Annotated in this window: 17 protein-coding genes; 14 read left to right on the top strand and 3 right to left on the bottom strand. The window is 65.3% G+C overall.

Going from position 1 to position 15,960, the window contains the following annotated elements; translation table 11 throughout:
• Window positions 1-60: 60 nt before the first annotated feature.
• From aat to AC5P57_RS15460, 3 genes are all read left to right on the top strand, one after another.
• A complete protein-coding gene (gene aat, locus AC5P57_RS15470; protein ID WP_262235192.1) occupies window positions 61-801 on the top strand; it encodes a leucyl/phenylalanyl-tRNA--protein transferase in 741 nt (246 codons plus the stop codon).
• An 86-nt stretch (window positions 802-887) separates the two neighbouring features.
• Entirely contained in the window at window positions 888-1,106 is a 219-nt protein-coding gene (infA, locus tag AC5P57_RS15465; protein WP_005409596.1) for a translation initiation factor IF-1, read from the top strand.
• Window positions 1,107-1,306: 200 nt separating this feature from the next.
• The gene (locus tag AC5P57_RS15460) at window positions 1,307-1,690 is read left to right on the top strand and encodes a hypothetical protein (protein WP_142805935.1); all 384 of its coding nucleotides are present in this window, start codon (window positions 1,307-1,309) and stop codon (window positions 1,688-1,690) included.
• 75 nt (window positions 1,691-1,765) lie between these two features.
• Here the strand turns inward: AC5P57_RS15460 and clpA are convergent, their stop codons facing one another.
• Entirely contained in the window at window positions 1,766-4,051 is a 2,286-nt protein-coding gene (gene clpA / locus AC5P57_RS15455) for an ATP-dependent Clp protease ATP-binding subunit ClpA (RefSeq protein ID WP_099552257.1), read from the bottom strand.
• A 138-nt stretch (window positions 4,052-4,189) separates the two neighbouring features.
• On the opposite strand from clpA, the gene AC5P57_RS15450 reads away from it, so the two are divergent.
• Entirely contained in the window at window positions 4,190-5,002 is an 813-nt protein-coding gene (locus tag AC5P57_RS15450) for an APH(6) family putative aminoglycoside O-phosphotransferase (protein WP_262235156.1), read from the top strand.
• Window positions 5,003-5,108: 106 nt separating this feature from the next.
• On the opposite strand, the gene clpS is transcribed toward AC5P57_RS15450, so the two are convergent.
• Window positions 5,109-5,435 carry an ATP-dependent Clp protease adapter ClpS gene (clpS, locus tag AC5P57_RS15445; RefSeq protein WP_005409592.1) on the bottom strand — a complete coding sequence of 109 codons (327 nt, stop codon included), beginning with the start codon at window positions 5,433-5,435 and terminating at the stop codon, window positions 5,109-5,111.
• 112 nt (window positions 5,436-5,547) lie between these two features.
• Between clpS and AC5P57_RS15440 the strand changes: the two genes are divergently transcribed.
• From AC5P57_RS15440 to AC5P57_RS15395, 10 genes are all read left to right on the top strand, one after another.
• Window positions 5,548-6,018, top strand: coding sequence for a hypothetical protein (locus AC5P57_RS15440; RefSeq protein ID WP_111112597.1), 471 nt, complete (start codon window positions 5,548-5,550; stop codon window positions 6,016-6,018).
• Between the two features lies 1 nt (window position 6,019).
• A complete protein-coding gene (locus AC5P57_RS15435; RefSeq protein ID WP_495219656.1) occupies window positions 6,020-6,481 on the top strand; it encodes an NUDIX hydrolase in 462 nt (153 codons plus the stop codon).
• Window positions 6,478-7,620 carry a tRNA 2-thiouridine(34) synthase MnmA gene (mnmA, locus tag AC5P57_RS15430; protein ID WP_262235159.1) on the top strand — a complete coding sequence of 381 codons (1,143 nt, stop codon included), beginning with the start codon at window positions 6,478-6,480 and terminating at the stop codon, window positions 7,618-7,620. Before AC5P57_RS15435 ends, mnmA begins: the two co-directional genes overlap by 4 nt.
• Entirely contained in the window at window positions 7,617-8,231 is a 615-nt protein-coding gene (hflD, locus tag AC5P57_RS15425) for a high frequency lysogenization protein HflD (RefSeq protein ID WP_010485865.1), read from the top strand. Before mnmA ends, hflD begins: the two co-directional genes overlap by 4 nt.
• A gap of 163 nt (window positions 8,232-8,394) precedes the next feature.
• On the top strand, window positions 8,395-9,585 hold the full coding sequence (locus tag AC5P57_RS15420; protein WP_032127364.1) for a methyl-accepting chemotaxis protein: 1,191 nt from the start codon (window positions 8,395-8,397) through the stop codon (window positions 9,583-9,585).
• A 98-nt stretch (window positions 9,586-9,683) separates the two neighbouring features.
• The gene (locus AC5P57_RS15415; RefSeq protein WP_099552262.1) at window positions 9,684-9,899 is read left to right on the top strand and encodes a hypothetical protein; all 216 of its coding nucleotides are present in this window, start codon (window positions 9,684-9,686) and stop codon (window positions 9,897-9,899) included.
• A gap of 97 nt (window positions 9,900-9,996) precedes the next feature.
• The gene (locus AC5P57_RS15410) at window positions 9,997-10,344 is read left to right on the top strand and encodes a hypothetical protein (RefSeq protein WP_262235160.1); all 348 of its coding nucleotides are present in this window, start codon (window positions 9,997-9,999) and stop codon (window positions 10,342-10,344) included.
• A 137-nt stretch (window positions 10,345-10,481) separates the two neighbouring features.
• On the top strand, window positions 10,482-10,988 hold the full coding sequence (locus tag AC5P57_RS15405) for a hypothetical protein (protein ID WP_262235161.1): 507 nt from the start codon (window positions 10,482-10,484) through the stop codon (window positions 10,986-10,988).
• Between the two features lie 143 nt (window positions 10,989-11,131).
• Window positions 11,132-11,902, top strand: a complete 771-nt coding sequence (locus tag AC5P57_RS15400) for an Imm26 family immunity protein (protein WP_495219655.1) — start codon at window positions 11,132-11,134, stop codon at window positions 11,900-11,902.
• The gene (locus tag AC5P57_RS15395; protein WP_262235163.1) at window positions 11,839-12,984 is read left to right on the top strand and encodes a GAD-like domain-containing protein; all 1,146 of its coding nucleotides are present in this window, start codon (window positions 11,839-11,841) and stop codon (window positions 12,982-12,984) included. Before AC5P57_RS15400 ends, AC5P57_RS15395 begins: the two co-directional genes overlap by 64 nt.
• A 133-nt stretch (window positions 12,985-13,117) precedes the next feature.
• Here the strand turns inward: AC5P57_RS15395 and AC5P57_RS15390 are convergent, their stop codons facing one another.
• Window positions 13,118-15,877, bottom strand: coding sequence for a bifunctional diguanylate cyclase/phosphodiesterase (locus AC5P57_RS15390; RefSeq protein WP_262235164.1), 2,760 nt, complete (start codon window positions 15,875-15,877; stop codon window positions 13,118-13,120).
• Window positions 15,878-15,960: the final 83 nt, after the last annotated feature.

Raw genomic sequence — 15,960 nt, 5'->3', positions numbered from 1 at the left:
TGCCGATGGAGACTGATGGTGCCAGACATCGCCGATCGCCACGACGAATACAATGCCGGCATGACCCGTCAGTTGCCCTGGCGCCTGGCCGATACGCCTGACGCCCCCTTTCCTCCGGCCGAGAGCGCGCTGCGCCAGCCTGATGGCCTGCTCGCCGTCGGCGGCGACCTGCATCCGGTGCGCCTGCTCAATGCCTACGCCGGCGGTATCTTTCCTTGGTTCAGCGAGGGCGAGCCAATCCTGTGGTGGTCGCCGGACCCGCGCATGGTGTTCCGTACCGAGGGCGTGCACCTGTCCAGCCGCTTCCGCCGGCAGTTGCGCAGCAGTACCTGGGAGATCACCGCCGACACCGCCTTCAGCCGTGTGATGCGTGCCTGCGCTGCGGCACCGCGGCCCGGCCAGGACGGCACCTGGATCAGCCCTGCGATGGTCGAGGCCTACAGCCAGCTGCACGACCTGGGCTTCGCCCATTCGTTCGAAGTCTGGGACCGGCAGACCCTGGTCGGTGGCATCTACGGGGTGGCAATCGGGTCGATGTTCTTTGGCGAGAGCATGTTCAGTGGCGCCAGCGGCGGCTCCAAGATCGCCCTGGCCGCCCTGGCCTCCACCCTGCATGGCTGGGGCTGGGAACTGATCGATGCCCAGGTGGAGAATCCGCACCTGCTGCGGATGGGTGCCGAGCACCTCCCGCGCGCGGAATTCCTGCAGCACGTGCGCCGGGCCGTGCGCGTTGACGGCAGGGAGGGCCCGTGGACCCGGGCGGTCGGACGCTTGCCAGCACGGCGTTTGGCCGGGGGTTAACACAAACTTTGCAAGCTGGCGCTGTCACGCGTAAAATACCGCGCCTTAGGCCCAGCGTGGCCGTTTTCTGAACCGCACAGGACTACATGTCGAAAGACGATTCCATCGAGTTCGAGGGCACCGTCAGCGAGACGCTGCCGAACACCACTTTCCGCGTTCGTCTGGAAAATGGGCACGAAATCATCGCCCACATCTCCGGCCGCATGCGCAAGAACTACATCCGCATCCTCACCGGTGACCGGGTCAAGGTTGAAATGACCCCGTATGACCTGACCAAGGGTCGTATCACCTACCGCATGAAGTAAGCGGTCGGCGCCTGGCGCCACTCGACAAGGCCAGCCCTGGTTGCTGGCCTTTTGTCATGCCCGGAATCCGGCCCTGCCGGAGGTCACCATGACCGAGCTCACCGTGGCGTCGGTCAGCCCTGCTTGCGGCAGATTCGCGCTTGCAGCAGCCGCGGCATCGTGGGAACCGATCCAGTCCGGATCGCCGCCCCCGCCCGATCATGAACGCCCTGCTCCCGCACGTCCTGCTGCCGGCAGTTCTGCTGGTCAGCCTCCCCCTGGCGGCATTCGCCGCTGAACCCACAAAGCCCTCCAACCCGTCCGAGTGCCTTGCCCTCGGCAGCCATCGCGATATCCGCCCCTCCAGCACGGAACGCGAGGTGCTGCTGCGCGACGGTGACAGCCACTATCGGGTGCATCTGCAGAAACGCTGCCTGGGCGCTGCCGCCTCGGCCAGCTACGTCTTCTTCACGCCAAGTACGCCTGAGCGGATCTGCGGTGACGCCCGCAGCACCCTGAAGACCGACAGCAACCACTGCGTCGTGACCCGGATCGAACCGATCGATGCGGCGACCTTCAGGCGCCTGGCGCAACAGGGGCGATGAGTTGCAGCACATGCAACAAGGGCGGCCTAAGCCGCCCTTGTTTCCCAACCGCACCGGGATCGGTCCGGCGCGACGTTACTCCACCGTCACCGGCAACAGGCGCTCCGGCTCGGCCTGGGTCTCGACCACCAGTTCGTCGTCGCGCACGTCGATGCTGACCTTGCCGCCGTTGACCAGCTTGCCGAACAGCAGCTCGTCGGCCAGCGGGCGCTTGATCTTGTCCTGGATGACGCGGGCCATCGGGCGGGCACCCATCAGCGGGTCGAAACCATGGTGGGCCAGCCAGTCGCGCGCCGTCGGGGTGGCCGACAGGCTGACGTGCTTGTCCTGCAACAGCATCTCCAGCTCGATCAGGAACTTGTCGACCACGCGCAGGATATGCTCGAAGCCCAGCGCCTGGAACTGCACCACCGCGTCGAGGCGGTTGCGGAATTCCGGGGTGAAGCTGCGGCGGATGGTCTCCATCGCGTCGGTGGCATGGTCCTGCTTGGTGAAGCCGATCGAACGCCGCGAGGCCTGCGCCGCGCCAGCGTTGGTGGTCATCACCAGCACCACGTTCTTGAAGTTCGCTTCGCGACCGTTGGTATCGGTCAGCACGCCGCGGTCCATCACCTGCAACAGGATGTTGAAGATGTCCGGATGCGCCTTCTCGATCTCGTCCAGCAGCAGCACGCAGTGCGGCGTCTTGACGATCTTCTCGGTCAACAGGCCGCCCTGGTCGAAGCCGACGTAGCCCGGGGGAGCACCAATCAGGCGGCTGATCGAATGCGGCTCCATGTACTCGGACATGTCGAAGCGGACCAGCTCGATGCCCAGCTGCAACGCCAGCTGCTTGGTCACTTCGGTCTTGCCGACACCGGTCGGGCCGGCGAACAGGAAGTTGCCGATCGGCTTTTCCGGGTTGCCCAGGCCCGAACGGGCCAGCTTGATCGCCGAGGACAGCGTCTCGATGGCCGGGTCCTGGCCGAAGATCACCATCTTCAGGTTGCGCTCCAGGTGCTGCAGCACATCCTTGTCGGTGGCACTGACCTGCTTGGCCGGGATGCGCGCCATCTTGGCCACGATCGCCTCGACTTCCTCGACGTCGATCAGCTCCTTGCGCTGCCCCTCGGGCAGCAGGCGCTGGCGGGCACCGGCCTCATCGATCACGTCGATGGCCTTGTCCGGCAGCAGGCGGTCGCCGATGTGTTTCACCGACAGGTCCACTGCGGCCTGCAGGGCCTCGTCGGAGTAGGTCACGCCGTGATGCAGCTCGTACTTGGACTTCAGGCCCTGCAGGATCTCGTAGGTTTCGCCCACGGTCGGCTCGACGATGTCGATCTTCTGGAAGCGGCGGGCCAGTGCCCGGTCCTTCTCGAAGATGCCACGGTATTCCTGGAAGGTGGTCGAGCCGATGCAGCGCAGCTCCCCGGAAGCCAGCGCCGGCTTGATCAGGTTGGACGCATCCATGGTGCCGCCCGACGCCGACCCGGCACCGATGATGGTGTGGATCTCATCAATGAACAGCACCGCGTTGGGCACCTTCTTCAGCGCGGTCAGCACGCTCTTCAGGCGCTTCTCGAAGTCGCCACGGTACTTGGTACCAGCCACCAGTGCGCCCAGGTCGAGCGAGTAGATCACCGCGTCGGCCAGCACGTCGGGCACCGAGCCTTCGATGATGCGGCGGGCCAGGCCCTCGGCGATGGCGGTCTTGCCCACGCCGGCCTCGCCCACGTACAGCGGGTTGTTCTTGCGGCGGCGGCACAGGACCTGGATGGTGCGCTCGATCTCGTCGGCACGACCGACCAGCGGGTCGATGCGACCGGCCCGGGCCTGCTCGTTGAGGTTGCTGGCGAACTCGGTCAGGGCATCCCCCTTCGGCTCGCCCTCCCCGCCTTCGATGCGGCCTTCGCCCTCGGACGAGGAGGACGGCTGCTCGCCTTCCTCGCCCAGCTTGGCGATGCCGTGGGACAGATAATTGACCACGTCCAGCCGGGTCACGTCCTGCTGGTTGAGGTAATAGACGGCGTGGGAGTCCTTTTCGCCGAAGATGGCGACCAGCACATTGGCGCCGGTGACCTCCTTCTTGCCCGAGGACTGCACGTGGTACACGGCCCGCTGCAGCACGCGCTGGAAGCCCAGGGTCGGCTGGGTATCGCGGCCGTCATCTTCGGCCAGGCGGGACACGGAAGCCTCGATGGCCTGCTCCAGCTCCTGGCGCAGGCGTTCGGCGTCGGCGCCACAGGCCTTCAGTACGGCCTGGGCGGACGGGTTGTCGAGCAGTGCCAACAGCAGGTGTTCGACCGTCATGAACTCATGCCGGGCCTCACGGGCGCGCTTGTAGCACTGGCCGATGGTGTGTTCGAGGTCTTTGCTGAACATGGATTACTCCGGCGGCAGATGGGGACAATATGCGGCCTGACTACGCGTTTTCCATCACCCTAGCGGATTGCTGCGTTCAGATGGCGTTAGCAGTACAGATCGCTTGATCTTCATTCACTCCAGGACAGCCCACCCAGCATGAGCGAACCCTACCTGAGCCGCTGGCGATTGCGGCGTGATGGCGCGGCCATCGACACGCCCCATGCCCGGCTCTGGCCGGTGCTGACCACCGCCGGCGAGCCGGCCATGCTGAAGATCAGCAGCGAAACCGAAGAGCAGAACAGCCATCGCCTGCTGCGCTGGTGGGAGGGCGATGGCGCCGCCCGCCTGCTGGCCCACGAGGGGCCGGCGATCCTGATCGAGCGTGCCGGCGGCGACTCGCTGCGGCAACGTTCGATCGACGGCGACGATGACGCCTGCACCACGATCCTGTGCCAGGTCCTGCAGCGGCTGCACCGGCCACGGAGCGCGCCGCCAGCGGAACTGGTCTGCCTGCGTACATGGTTCGCCGACCTGCTGCAGCCAAGGGCTGCGCTGCCGCCACTGCTGGAACAGTGCAGATCACTGGCAGAGGGGCTGCTGCAGGACGAACAGGAGATCCGGCCGCTGCACGGCGACCTGCACCACGACAACGTGCTGGATTTCGGCGCGCGCGGCTGGCTGGCGATCGACCCGAAGCGGCTGCTGGGCGATCGGGCCTTCGATTACACCACGCTGTTCAGCAACCCGGACCTGTGCGGTCCAGGCATCCATGTCGCGACGCGACCGGAACGGTTTGCGGCTCGCCTTGAACAGGTCACAGCGCTGGCGGAGCTGGAACGCACGCGTCTGCTGCGCTGGATCGCGGCCAGCATGGGGTTGTCGGCGGTATGGTTCCGGGATGATGGCGACCCGGCCGACATTGATGAGACCGTGGCACGAATGGCGCTGGAGGCACTGGCGGAGGGATGAAACCCGCCCCTTGGGCGCCCACCCTGGTGGGCACGATGCGTGAGGCGTAAGCACACCTTGGCGAAAGGCAGCCGAGCATCGGCTCGGCGCCACAGGTCGGGGCCGGTCAGGCCTTTTCCATGGTGCACAGCAGGGGGTGCTGGTTCATCCGCGAGTACTCGTTGACCTGGGCAACCTTGGTCTCGGCCACTTCGCGGGTGAACACCCCGCACACGCCACGGCCGCGGGTATGGACGTGCAGCATCACCTGCGTGGCCTTGTCCAGGTCCATGCTGAAGAACTGCTGCAGGACGTCCACCACGAAATCCATCGGGGTGTAGTCGTCGTTGAGCAGCATCACCTGGTAGAACGGCGGCGGCGCCACTTCCGGGCGCGCGGCCTCTACGGCGACGCCGTGCTCGTGCTGGGAATCGGGGGAAGACTCATGGGGCATCGGGCCATTATAGAGGCTCGGGCGAGCCTGCGTCGGCCCGCCGCAGATTGGACGGCACGCACGCCCGCCGTCACAATTGCACCCTCTCTCAGCAATGTTTCACAGGATCTTCATGAAAAGGACCCTTCTCTCCACCCTGCTGATCGCCCTGGCTGCATCCGGCTCCGCCGCTGCAGCAGACGCCGACAAGGCCGTGGCCCGCCACCTGGACAAGCTGGGCTACACCTACGAAGTCGATGAGGACGGCGACTATCGCATGGTCTTCGACGTCGAGGGTGACCGCACCCAGATGGTCTATGTACGTTCGTCGGTGGAGGATTTCGGCACCCACAACATCCGCGAGATCTGGTCGCCCGCTTACAGCGCCAAGACCAAGCAGTTCCCGGTGGCCGTGGCCAACCGCCTGCTGGAAGATTCGCAGGATGCCAAGATGGGCGGCTGGGTAAAGCAGGACACCACCGCCATGTTCGTGGTCAAGATCGACGCCGATGCCACTGCCGACCAGCTCAGCGACGCCATCGATGCGGCCATCCGCACCGCCGACGCCATGGAGCTGGAACTGACCAAGAAGGACGAGTTCTGAGTTGAACCCCACGCCGGACCCGCGCTGGGCACCGCACGCCACCGTCGCCACTGTCGTGGTCGACGGCGGCCGCGTGCTGCTGGTTGAAGAGACCATTGACGGCCGGCAGGTGCTGAACCAGCCGGCCGGCCACCTTGAGCCCGGCGAAAGCCTGGCCGAGGCAGCCCGGCGCGAGACCCGCGAGGAAACCGGCTGGACGGTGCAGCTGACCCATTTCATCGGCTGCTACCAGTGGACTGCCGGCGACGGCACGACCTTCCTGCGCTTCTGCTATGCGGCGCGCCCGGTCTCGCATGACCCGGCGCAGCCGTTGGACACCGGCATTGATCGCGCGCTGTGGCTGACCCCGGCCGAACTGCAGGCCGCCGGCGATCGCCAGCGCAGCCCGCTGGTCTGGCAGGTAGTGGCCGATTACCTGGGTGGCCAGCGCCACCCGCTTTCGCTGGTCCGGGAGGTCGCATGAGCACTCCGCGCGTGATGGTGGGCGTCTCTGGTGGTGTCGACTCTTCGGTCGCCGCCTGGCGCCTCGTACAGCAGGGTGAGGCCGTGGCCGGCCTGTTCATGCAGAACTGGGCCGACGATGGCAGCGGCGACTGCCGCGCCGAGGACGACCGCCGCGATGCGGTGGCGGTGTGCGGCCTGCTCGGCATTCCCTTCCACTTCCGCGATTTCTCCAGCGAGTACTGGCGGGGCGTGTTCGAACACTTCCTGGCCGAGTACGCCGCCGGCCGCACGCCGAACCCGGACGTGCTGTGCAACCGCGAAGTGAAGTTCAAGCATTTCCTGGATGCCGCCCGCGAGCTGGGCGCCGAGCGCATCGCCACCGGCCATTACGCACGGGTGGCCCAGCGCGGCCACCAGTGGCTGCTGCTGCGCGGCGCCGACCGCTCCAAGGACCAGAGCTACTTCCTGCACCAGCTGGGCCAGGAGCAGCTGTCGGCGACCCTGTTCCCGATCGGCGACCTGGAAAAGACCGACCTGCGCCGGATCGCCCGTGACGTCAGTCTGCCGACCCACGCCAAGAAGGACTCCACCGGCATCTGCTTCATCGGCGAGCGTGACTTCCGCGAGTTCCTCGGCCGTTACCTGCCGGCCAAGCCCGGCCAGATCCTCGACCCGGCCGACGGCAGCGTCATCGCCGAACATCCGGGCGTGTTCTATTTCACCCTCGGCCAGCGCGAGGGCCTGAACATCGGCGGCGTGCGCGGCCGCCCGGCCGCACCGTGGTACGTGGTCGGCAAGGATGTGGCCAGCAACGTGCTGTACGTGGACCAGGACCGCGACAGCAAGTGGATGCTGTCCGACCGGCTGCGCTCGGAAACCGCGCACTGGATCGCCGGTTCGCCGCCGGCACGGCGCTTTGAATGCACCGCCCAGACCCGCTACCGCCAGCCCGACGAGCCGTGTACGGTCGAGGTGCTGGACGATGGCAGCGTGCTGGTCACCTTCGCGCGCCCGCAGCGCGCCGTTACCCCTGGTCAATCGCTGGTGCTGTATGACGGTGATGTGTGCCTGGGTGGCGCGGTGATCGCCGCCACCGATGCGCCGCTGGAACAGCGCCTGCGCACCACCCCTTCCCCTTTTGAGGTAATCGCTGCATGAGTTTCACTGTCGACGACCGCGTCCTGGCCCTGGCCGGCATTGCCCAGGCCCTGCAGCAGGTACGCCGCATCGCCGATACCGGCCATTCCGACGCCGCCGCCGTACGCACCGCCGTGGACAGCGTGTTCCGTGTCGATGCGTCCTCGCCGCAGGAGGTGTTCGGTGACCGCCATGCACTGAAGGCCGGCCTGCGCCTGCTGCACAACTACTTCCGCAGCCAGGGTCAGGACCCGATCCTGCCCAAGCTGGCCCTGTCGGTGCTGCAGCTGGAGCGCCGCTTCGTGCAGGACGGCGCCACCGTGAACAAGGTCGCCTCGGGCATCGAACGCGCCCAGCGCCAGGCCACCGAGCTGGGCGACAGCGGCCATCCGGACGTGCTGGCCAATCTGGGTGGCCTGTACGCGGACACCATCAGCCACCTCAAGCCGCGGGTGATGGTGCAGGGCAACCCGCACTACCTCGGCCAGGCCGGGGTGGTGGCCGAGATCCGCGCCCTGCTGCTGGCTGCGGTACGGTCGGCAGTGCTGTGGCGCCAGCTGGGCGGCAGCTACTGGGACTTCCTGTTCAGCCGCAAGGCGATGATCGAAGCCGTGGACCGGCAGCTGGCCTAAGGGTGTGGGGTCGGATCCCTTTCCGGCACGGAAAGGGCTCTGACCCCGAAGCCGCCAAGGCGTCGGAAAACCGGCGCATTCAGAATGCACTTCGAGGCACATCGACGTTAAAGAGAAAGGGGGTACGGCCGATACATCCTCCGTGCACCTCCCGAGAACGTCCATGTACTCACGCATTTTCATCCGTCTGGCCGCCCCCCTGGCTCTGACCCTGCTGCTCCCCTTCGCCATCGGTTTCGAATGGCCGGCCGCCCTGCGCTGGGCGATCCTGACCACGATGACGCTGAGCTGGCTCGGCTTTGCGTGGTGGACCACCCGCGCCCAGGCGCACCGTTCCCCGGAACATGCCCGTGTCCTGCGTGAGCAGGACCAGCTGCTGACCGAACTGCGCAACTTCGTCGGCAACGAAATCGACGGTTCGCGTGGCGAAGTGGAACGCGCCCGTGACCTGATCCGCCAGGCCGTCTCCAGCCTCGGTGGCAGCTTCGATGCGATGAACCGCAAGTCGCGCCAGCAGAGCCAGGCCCTGTCGCGCATCGTCGACCGCGCCGGCGATGAAGGCAATGCCGGCCTGGACGTTGCCCGTTTCGCCCAGCACGCCAGCCACCGCATGGAACAGCTGGTGGAAGCGCTGGAACAGGTGAGCGGCCAGAGCAGCACCACCGTGCAGCACATCGACCAGATGGCGCAGCACCTGGATGGCATCTTCGCGTTGCTGGAAGACGTCAAGTCGATCGCCGACCAGACCAACCTGCTGGCCCTGAACGCTGCAATCGAAGCGGCGCGTGCCGGTGAAGCCGGTCGTGGCTTCGCGGTGGTCGCCGACGAAGTGCGCAACCTGTCCGAGCGCTCGACCACCTTCAACGAGCAGATCCGCAAGCTGGCGCACAGCTCCAAGGACGCCATCGCCAAGGTCCGCGAGACGGTTTCGCACATGGCCTCGCGTGACATGGACCGCTCCCGCGAAGCCCGCCAGGAAGCGGCGGCGATGCTCGACAACGTCGCGCAGATCAATGCCTCGCTGGGCGACGGCATGCGCGAAGTGTCCGACTGCGCCCGTTCGATCGATGGCAGCGTGGCCGAAGCCGTGCGCGCCCTGCAGTTCGAAGACATCGCGACCCAGGCGCTGGGCGGCGTGCACACCCACCTGGACCGCCTGACCGCGATCAACCGTGAAGCAGTGGCCCTGCAGGAACTGCTGCACCGCAATGGCGGCGTGTTCGACGAAGAGATCGCCACCGCCCTGCAGCGCACCGGCAGCCGCCTGCGCGAACTGCGCAGCGAATGGGAACGCCCGCCGCACAAGCCGGTTGCCCAGCAGAGCATGGGCGCCGGCACTGTCGAGCTGTTCTGATCCTGATGTCCGCTGCCCTCGCCGGCAGCCCGCAAGGCCCCGGTTCGTCCGGGGCCTTTGCCTGTACCCTGCCGCTGGATGCATCCTGTACGCGCACCATGACCCTGATCCGCGCCCTGCCCTCCCTCACCGACACCGAGCGCCCGCGCAACGCGAGCGTGCGTGAGCAGCTGCAGCAGCTGGAAGAGGTCGCCCGCGAAGAGATCCGCGAACTGCAGCAGCTGGCGGATGCGCGCCCCGCTCCGTCGCGGGCGGACGACGAACTACTGGGATTGGCTTGGGATCTCGGGCTGGATGGCGAGGCCCTGAAGTAGATCTACGCCATGCGTGGATGGCTGTCACCGCCACCCGCTCCAAACCCATGGCATGATCCGGCCATGCCACCTACGGCTGGACACGGAGTGTCGTCGCATGAGTACCACGTTCATGACCTGGCTGGGATTTGCCGCGATGGTGCTCATTGCCGTCACCTTCACCTGGCGCCCCGCCTACGCCACCTTGCGGCCGCCCCGGCATCGACCTGTCGCATTCCTGTTCGGCAGCCTGCTATTCATGCTGATGGCCTTTCTATGTGCCTGGATGGCGGCAACGGCGATCAACACCGGGCATGCCCATCTGAGCCACCACCGCGCCGGCACCATTGATGCATGGCGGGACATCGAGCCGGTGACGTATTGGCTGATCATCGTGGCGGCGTACGTGTTCGGACTGATGATCGCCAGCTATTCCATTGCAGGCATTGCGTTGATGAACCGGTAGATCCACGCCATGCGTGGATGGCTTTCATCTGCCGGTGTGACGTCTGGCCCTCGCCGCAACATCCGCGCATGGCGCGGATCTACCGGGGTGGCGAAATCGTTGTGGCATGATGCCCCGGTCCCGTTCATGGAATACCGATGGTCATCGCCCTGATCGCAGTGCTGTTGATCGAGACCATCCTTCTGATGGCGTGGGTGGCCGCCTATTTCAGCTGGGGCATCACCCTGTTCAATGAGCGCATCGCGGCGTCACCGGCCATGCAGGCCCGGCTCTCGCTGGGCAGCCTGGAACGCGACCTGCCACAGGACAAATGGCTGCAACTGGCCTTCCATGCGCTGCCCGACGGCAGCATGGCGTTCCGCGAGAGCTTCGCGCCGAGCTTCGGCCTGCGCTACTTCCCGGTGATGCGTGGTCGCATCGTTCTCAACGCGCGACGGCACGAAGTGCGGGTGATCGGCCTGTGCAGCTGGTTCGTGGCGATATTGTCGCTGCTGCTGTTGCCGCTGGTGGCGATGCGCCCGATGGTGGCGCCCATGCTGCTGGTGCTGCCGCTGTTCCTGGCCAGCTATCTGGTCCAGAAGCGGCGCTACGCGGCCATCGTAGAAGCGCTGCGCATGCAGTTGAAGGCGGAGTTTCCAAGGTAGATCCATGCCATGCGTGGATGATGCCCCGCGACTCACGATTTTCGGATTGTTTGCATGGACCCCGCCACGGCCACCCTCAACACTCGACTTCCTTGGAGCCGAACGACGAGGCAGAAGCCATGGCGACGCCAGCACGCAAGAGCATGAAGAAGGAAAGTGAGACCGCCAGTGAATCGCTCAATGGCTGGACCAGGAAGCGCCGAACCATGCTTCGGTTCATTCGACCAGGTGACGTGTTCTGCTTCACTCGAAATGATGGGCTCTACTACTTCGGACAGATCATTTCAGATGTCAGTTTTGGTCACACAGCCAACATCTTTGAAGTCCGTTGCGAAGAACCAATGGTCGCTGTTGCCGGTCTGGAGCAAGCCCAGTCTTTGATGAATCCAGTTGTGCTGGACAGCTACTCACTCTTCGACAGGAAAACTGACGATAGTGGTGACTGGCGGATCATTGGACGACACGAGATCCTGAATTCGGCAGACTTTGAGCAGCACTTCTTCATCTACGGGATCCCTGGGAACTGGAGCAAAGTGAACGCAACCAACTCCGTTCACTGCACTGCAACCGAAGTAGAGGCGATGGTTCTCCCCCCCTATTTTCCCTTGAACAACCTCAGATGTGGAGGGAGATCGACACCCTCTCCCATCGGTGGGCGTAAGCCAGGTTGCCAAAGCACCTCACACGGGGATGCTGTCCTAATAAAGGCGCACACGTCGTCGGCGTGGATGATTGCGAGCACCATCATCATTGCCGACCAATGGTCGGCACCCACCAACTTCGGCGCCGTCGGTAGATCCACGCCGTGCGTGAATGATGCCCCGCGATGCCTGTATTTCGGATTGTTTTCATGGATCGTGAGCGCTCGGCCCTTCATCGTAAAGGGCCGATTCCGGTTCAGATCAGCCCAATGACCAGCGCCGCCCTCTGCCTTTCACTCGCTTTGCAGCTCCCGGTTGCTTCAGAACCGCTTGCCGTAGATCCCGACTCCCTGCTCGCCCTTCACCAGGCGCTCCAGTCCTTCGGCGAGTTTCAACAGCCCTACTCCGCACCTGTAGATGTGACCGATCCTGATGCAGGTGTGACCGATGCAACTGTCGAGATCTCCGCCGGGTGTGTGAAGGATGGTCCACAGGTCATCATCCTGGACGCTGATGTTGACGACTCATCCGAGCGCTATCTTGTACTGAACGAACCATGGCAAAGCCTTCCGGCGGGAACGTTGCTAGTCGCCTGCGGAGACGATGCTGTTGTCATTTCAACCCAGGACTTGAGCGAGGAGCTTGCGCGAGCCGAGATCATGCTGACATTTCTCGACCTGCTGCCTGGAGATTCAGAAGCCAAGGACCACCTGGACAGTTGCTCGGCAGTCTCGGATTCCGACGCTTCCGGCCCCATCGTGAAGAGCCTTCTGGATCAACTCTGCGCCAGCACTCCAGGATCGCCGGTTACTGACACCATGCTGGCACTCTGGAAGGGCAGGTTTCCGGACGCATTGCTGGCACTGTGGCAGCGCGACGGTCTCGCGCGCTATCACGACGATCGACTGACGATGGTCGATCCTGCTCAGTACGATACCGTCCTCGACGCCTTTCTGGCAGGCAGCACGCTACGGGACAAGGATGACTTTCACGTATATGCGATCTCGCCATTCGGCCAGATGCTGATCTGTGGCGAACGTACTGGCGTCGAACTCACATTTGAACCATATGAAGGTTATCTATGCGCGTCTGCACTGATGACCTCCCCAACAAGCAACACCATAAGAAACAGACGACTGCACAACTTCCTGCTGACATTGGATGATCTCGAACTGGATGTCCTGACCGAGGACGAGGAGCCAATGTTCTGGCGAGCCCGTGAGATGTTGGGGTCGCTGGGCGACGGAGAGATTTACAGCTCGAAGGAGTCGGTGTCAGAGCACGGCTGGCGGCTGGGCAGTTTGGTAAAACGTAAGACGCTGGATGTGCTCGCAGAGCTTGCGCAGCGTCGCTGACGGCGGACACTTGAGCGGGCGAACCGCCGTGCATGCCGACCAAGGTCGGCAACTACCAGATGCTGGCTCTTTGAGCAGATCCACGCCATGCGTGGTTGATCGCGAAGTGCCGGCACCTATCAACGTCGGGTTGTCAGCGCACCAGCACCACTTCCCCGCTGGCGTCGGTGCGCATCGGCGCCGGCTGCGGCTGGCGCAGCCACTGCGCCAGGTCACGCGGGCTGAGCGGGCGCGAGTACAGGTAGCCCTGGATCTCGTCGCAACCCTGGCGGCGCAGCATGTCTTCTTCCTGGTGCGTTTCCACGCCCTCGGCCACCACCTTCATGCCCAGCGCGTGACCCAGGTGCACGATGGCCTGGGTCACTTCGGCCGTGCCCGAATCATGCAGCATGCCCTGCACGAAACTGCGGTCGATCTTCAGGCGCCCGACCGGGAAGCGGTTGAGATAATTGAGGTTGGAGAAGCCGGTACCGAAGTCATCCACCGCCAGCGGTACGCCGTGCCGTTCCAGCACATCGAAGCAATGGCGCAGGATGTCGGTGTCACGGATCAGCGCCGACTCGGTCAGCTCCAGCTCCAACCGCTGCGGTGCCCAGCCATGGGCATGGCAGATTTCGATCACGCGCTCGGCAAAGCCGCGGTCACGCAGCTGCACCGCCGAGACATTCACTGCGATGCGGTCGAAGCGCAGACCAGCGCGGTCCCAGGCCGTGGCCTGGCGGCAGGCCTCATTCAGTACCCAGTCGCCGATCCGTACGATCTCGCCGCACTTCTCGGCGATGGGGATGAACTCGGCCGGACTGCAATAGCCAATCCCGGGTCGGTGCCAGCGCAGCAGCGCCTCGATCGCCGGCGGCTCGCCGTGATGGGCATGCAGCAGCGGCTGGTAGGCCAGGCTGAACTCTTCGCGCTCGATGGCACCGTGCAGGGCATGCTCAAGCTCAAGCTTGCGCTGGATGCGGGCCAGCGCGTCCTGGCTGTAGTACTGGTAGGTATTGCGGCCGGCTTCCTTGGCTGCATACATCGCCGCATCGGCGGCACGCAGCAGGGAATCGAAGTCGGTCTGTGCGTCACCCAGCATCGCAATGCCGACGCTGGCGCCCACCTTCAACGTTGTTTCGCCCCGGCGCAGCGGCTCGGCCAACGAAGCGATCAATTTGCGTGCCACATGGCCCGCATCCTCCGGCTCGGCCAGGTCGCGCAGCACCACGATGAATTCATCACCACTGAAGCGGCCAAACAGATCGTTGTTGCGCAGGTTCTGGTGCAGCCGGGTCGCGGCCGCCTTCAGCAGGGCGTCGCCGGTGGCGTGGCCGAAACTGTCGTTGATGGTCTTGAAGCCATCCAGATCGATGAACAACATCGCCAGCGATGTGCCGCGGTCGCGCGCCTCTTCGATGGCTTCGGCGGTCTGTTCGCCGAGCAGCACGCGATTGGGCAGGCCAGTGAGCAGATCGTAATGGGCCAGCAGCTCGATGCGCTCGTTGGCCTCGCGCTCCCGAGTGATGTCACGGAACAGCACCACGAAACGCGGCGGCAGCCCATCACGGCGGTCCAGTTCGATCAGCACCTGCACCCAGACGCGCAGGCCGGACTGGCGATAGAAGCACAGGTCCAGCTGCTCGGGCAGCCCGCCATCGGCGATGCGCCCCAACGCCGCGTCGAAGGCGTTGCGTGAATCCTCGGTATACAACGCCAGCGCCTGGTCGAGGGTGATCGGTTCCTTGCGCAGGCCGTGGATGCGGTAGCACTCCTCGGTCCACTGCATGTGCCGGGTCTGCACCTCGATCTCGCAGCCGCCGATGCGGCCCAGCGCGGAGACGCGGTTGAGCAGCTCGGTGCGCCAGCGGATCAGCGCATCGGTCTGGTGCTGCTCGGTGATGTTCTGCACCTGTCCGAGCAACCGCTTGGGCTGTCCGTCCATGTCCAGCAGTGGCTGCATCCACAGCCGCAGGTGCTGCGATGGCTCAGGGCCGCGGGTCAGTTCCAGCTCGAGATTGGCGGCGCGGCCATCGCGCCACAGCCGCCGCCAGGCCGCACGCAGTGCACCACGTGAACGCGGGTGCAGCTGCTTCAGCCAGCGACGCTGGCCGGGCACGGCGCCCTGCTCCAGCGCCAGCAGCGAACGCAGCTCCGGCGACCACCAGAAGTGACCGCTGTTGGGGTCGAACGACCAGCTGCCCATGCTGGCGATGCGCTGGGCCTCGCTCAGGTGCAGCTGCTGTTCCTGAAGCAGCCCTTCCAGCTGCTTCTGCTGCTCGATATCGGTATGGGTGCCGACCATGCGCAACGGCTGACCATCGGCGGTGCGCGCGACCACGCGGCCCCGGTCCAGCACCCAGCGCCACTGGCCATCGGCCTGGCGGAAACGGAACTGTGCGCTGTACTGCTCGCTCAGCCCACGCAGATGCTCGTCCAGTGCGAACCGCACCTGGGCGATGTCCTCGCTGTGCACGCGCGCCAGTATCTCGGTGGCGGTTTCATCGCCCAGTGCCGGGGTGCGCACCACGCGGTCGCTGGGAATGTCCCAGTCCCACAGGCTGTGGCCGGCGCTGTCCAGCGCGAGCTCCCAGCGCCCACCGCCGCCGAGCGGAACCGGCTCGGGAATGCTCAACGTGAAGGCCAGCAGATTGCCGGCGCCATCATGCACAGCGCGCAGGTGGCCGTCGTAGTGCCCGTGCGGGCCACCCGGCAGCGTGCAGGCAACGATGCCGCCATCGGCCGCCATCAGGCGCAGATCCTCCAGCATCGGCGCATAGGCGGCCACGGTGGCCGGCAGGCCATGCTCGCGCGCAGCCGGATTGGCCGCCAGCGGGCGGCCCGTGCGGTCGACGATGACCAGCGCCGACGCAAGCGGGTGCTGCAGCAGGCTGGCGATGATCCCTTGGTCCACGCGATCTTGCTCCGGATGACACGCCCGTCAGCGGGGCACGCAGTGGTTAACGGCGCCTGCGGCGGATAATTGAGTGGTCAGGG

This window comes from Stenotrophomonas sp. YJH_SMC_79, assembly GCF_059367995.1.
The sequence above is the reverse complement of the archived record's forward strand: the minus strand, read 5'-3'. Positions and strand labels throughout refer to the sequence as shown.

Excerpts from the sequence above, each read along its gene's own strand:
- AC5P57_RS15440 (WP_111112597.1), top strand. The coding sequence starts at position 5,548 with ATGAAAAGGACCCTTCTCTCCACCCTGCTGATCGCCCTGGCTGCATCC.
- mnmA (WP_262235159.1), top strand. The coding sequence starts at position 6,478 with ATGAGCACTCCGCGCGTGATGGTGGGCGTCTCTGGTGGTGTCGACTCT.
- AC5P57_RS15460 (WP_142805935.1), top strand. The coding sequence starts at position 1,307 with ATGAACGCCCTGCTCCCGCACGTCCTGCTGCCGGCAGTTCTGCTGGTC.
- infA (WP_005409596.1), top strand. The coding sequence starts at position 888 with ATGTCGAAAGACGATTCCATCGAGTTCGAGGGCACCGTCAGCGAGACG.
- hflD (WP_010485865.1), top strand. The coding sequence starts at position 7,617 with ATGAGTTTCACTGTCGACGACCGCGTCCTGGCCCTGGCCGGCATTGCC.
- AC5P57_RS15415 (WP_099552262.1), top strand. The coding sequence starts at position 9,684 with ATGACCCTGATCCGCGCCCTGCCCTCCCTCACCGACACCGAGCGCCCG.
- AC5P57_RS15400 (WP_495219655.1), top strand. The coding sequence starts at position 11,132 with ATGAAGAAGGAAAGTGAGACCGCCAGTGAATCGCTCAATGGCTGGACC.
- AC5P57_RS15450 (WP_262235156.1), top strand. The coding sequence starts at position 4,190 with ATGAGCGAACCCTACCTGAGCCGCTGGCGATTGCGGCGTGATGGCGCG.
- AC5P57_RS15395 (WP_262235163.1), top strand. The coding sequence starts at position 11,839 with ATGGATCGTGAGCGCTCGGCCCTTCATCGTAAAGGGCCGATTCCGGTT.
- AC5P57_RS15405 (WP_262235161.1), top strand. The coding sequence starts at position 10,482 with ATGGTCATCGCCCTGATCGCAGTGCTGTTGATCGAGACCATCCTTCTG.
- aat (WP_262235192.1), top strand. The coding sequence starts at position 61 with ATGACCCGTCAGTTGCCCTGGCGCCTGGCCGATACGCCTGACGCCCCC.
- AC5P57_RS15410 (WP_262235160.1), top strand. The coding sequence starts at position 9,997 with ATGAGTACCACGTTCATGACCTGGCTGGGATTTGCCGCGATGGTGCTC.
- clpS (WP_005409592.1), bottom strand. The coding sequence starts at position 5,435 with ATGCCCCATGAGTCTTCCCCCGATTCCCAGCACGAGCACGGCGTCGCC.
- AC5P57_RS15420 (WP_032127364.1), top strand. The coding sequence starts at position 8,395 with ATGTACTCACGCATTTTCATCCGTCTGGCCGCCCCCCTGGCTCTGACC.
- clpA (WP_099552257.1), bottom strand. The coding sequence starts at position 4,051 with ATGTTCAGCAAAGACCTCGAACACACCATCGGCCAGTGCTACAAGCGC.